We start from the raw sequence: 3,031 nt of genomic DNA on the forward strand, positions 1-3,031 counted from the left end.
CATCTGACATCAATGCCAGAAGAGAGCCAAAACTGTGTTTTTTCGAAAATTAACCCATCATAGGGAGCAAAGATGAACAGCTGATATTTACCCTCTTTCTTTTGATAGTCGAAGCTGGTTTTCTCAACTCTCCCTACCACGAAACCATGGTGCAACACCGGTTCACCAACTGAGAGTTGATTCGCTTTATTGTGGGAAACTACAACCCTGATACCCTTGGTGTCTGGTCCCGCTACTGGAGGTGTATCCAACACATCAAACCTCAATTGGGCTTCACTCGATTTACCCGGTTTGAGCTCAATGTAAGAGCCCGACAAAATAGTCTCAAGACCGCTAATGCCGTCAGTACCAACATGCGGTTCCACTACCCAAAACTGGGTTTCAGCATTGATCATACGTGAAGCTTTCTTGTCTATTTGAGCTTTTGCAATGATGTATTCATAGTCCTCACTCAGAACGACGTCGGTAATCGTACCTACATGCACATTCTTAGATTTTATCGCCGTTTTTCCCGCTTCAATACCAGACGCATCCGGTAAGATCAGAGTGATCTCTGGCCCGCGATTATTGAAGTATTGAAACAGCATCCAACACCCCACCAAAACCGCAATGATTGGAACAATCCAAACGGGCGACAACTCACTTTTTTTTGATACCTTCGCATCCGAAGTACTTTGCTTTTCCATGTGTTTCACACCTCTTTGAGGAGATTACTTCCATATAATTCGAGAATCGAAAATCATCGCTGACAACATCGTAAATATCACGACAGCTGCAAACGACAGCGCCGCAGGCCCCGGGTAAATCGCCATAACGCCATCCAATTGAACCAATGCCACCAATATTGCGACAACGAAAATGTCTATCATCGACCAACGTCCAATGAACTCAGTCACGCGATAAACTTTAAGATAACGATTTGCCTTTTGCTCGGTCAGCCCATGCACCCTTTTGGCGTTCCAATACAGATATGCCAAGGCGACCATCTTCGCCATAGGGATAAACACGCTCGCGATAAGAATGATGAGTGCCACAGGGTATGAACCCATATTCCAAAGCAAGATCACCCCTTCCATGATGGTGGAACCTTCACTGGTTCCGAACGCAGACGTATACATCATTGGATATAGGTTTGCTGGAATATAGAAAACGACAGAGGTGAACAACAGCGCCCACGCGATTTGTAAGTTTTTGACTGGCTCAAAGTGATGTAAGTGAGTGTGGCAACGGGTACAACGGTGGAGGCTGTCGCTGTAATGGTGGACTTGCCCACAGATATGACAAGAAAGATGCTGCTTATTTTGAAATATGCTCCCGATCATTGGTTCTTGCGGGGCTTTGGTTGGTACCAAGCGATCCCATAACCAATCAAAATCGACTAAAGAGATGGTCTTAACCACCAGCATGGCATAGATACAAAACGCCCAGAATGATATCCCCATCGATACATCGGCTAATGCTGCGATCTTGATTAAGCTGACCAATACGCCGATCAAAAACACATCGACCATCAACCAAGGCTTTGCCCAACTTAATGACTTCAACGCCAAAAAGGTGAATCGGTTATCCGCATAATGAATGTGCTTCTTTCTGTCTACGAGCAGATTAAACCAGAGAGAAAGCACCAAAAAATAGGCAGGCAAAAGAATCACAGCCAGAAAAAGTAATATAGCAATCAGGCTGTTATCCATTCGATTCATCATATCAACAGCTTGATACAGGGTGATTTGCTGGCTAATTCCTTGAACGCTGAACGACATATACGGAAATGTCAGGCTCATGATTAAAGCAATAAGGCTAGCCGACGCATAAGCCATCACACCCTGCTCTTTATGATGGCCGAGGCTCGATAAGGTGTGAGAACATCTCGGGCAAGAAGCTTCACTGCCCGCAGACAGTTCTTCAAACTGACTAACCAGCCCGCATTCGTGGCACGACTTGGTAAAGCGCTCTGGCAATGACGTCCCCTTTGATGTTAATAAGCAACTAGACACTCTAGGTAAATATAAGTAAGGATTGGATTTTTTGCCAATGTCCACACTATTAAACGAACGCAATCTGGTAGAAATGAGAGGTAGGAAGATAGAAGATGACCGGTTTGTCATCTTCTATCTTAGTAATTGCACCGATAGCAACTGGTCGGCATCAAATTAAGCTTTGCTTGAGCTTCTCTTCTAATGCTTGAATACACAGCTTGATGGCGATAGGCGTATTAGAAGCAAATGGATTTAGCGCATAAACCGTGTTAGTCGGTAGTTGAAAGCTTGGCATTATGTCGACAACATCATTGGATGACTGAGAGAGGTAGAAATCTGGGATCACACCAATGCCAACGCCTGATTTGATTAAGGCAAGGCAACTATGGAATGAATTAGTGGTACAACTGGCTTGTTGTTGGTAGACGAAGTCTTGCTCACATTGAGAGCCAAAATGATGAGTCACCTGTTTTCCTTGCCATGAGTTAGCAATATAAGGAATTGATTCAAGTTCACGCTCTCGCATGCTTTCAACACCACACAACACGTCTTTAAATTCACCCAAGCGTTTCTGTTTGAGGTTACTGTCACGAGAACTGCCCACTCGTACCGCAAGATCAATATCGTGCTCCATGAAGTCTAAATGCTGATCGTCGCTTATCAGTTCTGGCTTTAACTTCGGATATTGTTTCATCAGATCGGCAATAACAGGCGCTACCAATAAATCCATCAACGCATTCGGTGCCGTGATACGAATCCGGCCTTGTGGCTCTTCTAGCTCGGCTTTTGCCATATCCCAAGCCGATTCAGCAATCACGTTGATGTCTTTGCAACTCAAATAAAAGCGCTCACCCATGCTTGTCAGAGTTTGTCTTCGTGTTGTGCGTTTAAGGAGAGAGGCGCCTAACTCTTGTTCTAGAATTTTGAGATGTTGACTGACGACAGATTTAGACAATTCTAGTTTTTCAGCCGCAGCCGAGACTGAACCCTGCTCTACGATATGAGCGAAAATCGACATCTGCTTTAGCTTACTCATTTTATTGTTCTCTTTTTAC

Annotated in this window: 3 protein-coding genes; all 3 read right to left on the minus strand. The window is 44.4% G+C overall.

What is annotated here, in order from left to right; all coding sequences use genetic code 11:
- Nucleotides 1-686 (minus strand): MlaD family protein (locus BCT81_RS28160; RefSeq protein WP_133152763.1); only part of this gene is annotated, 686 nt, incomplete at its 3' end.
- A gap of 24 nt (nt 687-710) precedes the next feature.
- A complete protein-coding gene (locus BCT81_RS28165; protein WP_102426573.1) occupies nt 711-1,958 on the minus strand; it encodes a paraquat-inducible protein A in 1,248 nt (415 codons plus the stop codon).
- A 187-nt stretch (nt 1,959-2,145) separates the two neighbouring features.
- Nucleotides 2,146-3,012, minus strand: coding sequence for a LysR family transcriptional regulator (locus tag BCT81_RS28170; protein WP_102426574.1), 867 nt, complete (start codon nt 3,010-3,012; stop codon nt 2,146-2,148).
- Nucleotides 3,013-3,031: the final 19 nt, after the last annotated feature.

Source organism: Vibrio sp. 10N.261.52.A1 (assembly GCF_002876325.1).
Lineage (GTDB): Bacteria > Pseudomonadota > Gammaproteobacteria > Enterobacterales > Vibrionaceae > Vibrio > Vibrio chagasii.

Bases quoted from the DNA above. Each gene is read 5' to 3' on its own strand.
- BCT81_RS28170 (WP_102426574.1), bottom strand. From the start codon at position 3,012: ATGAGTAAGCTAAAGCAGATGTCGATTTTCGCTCATATCGTAGAGCAG.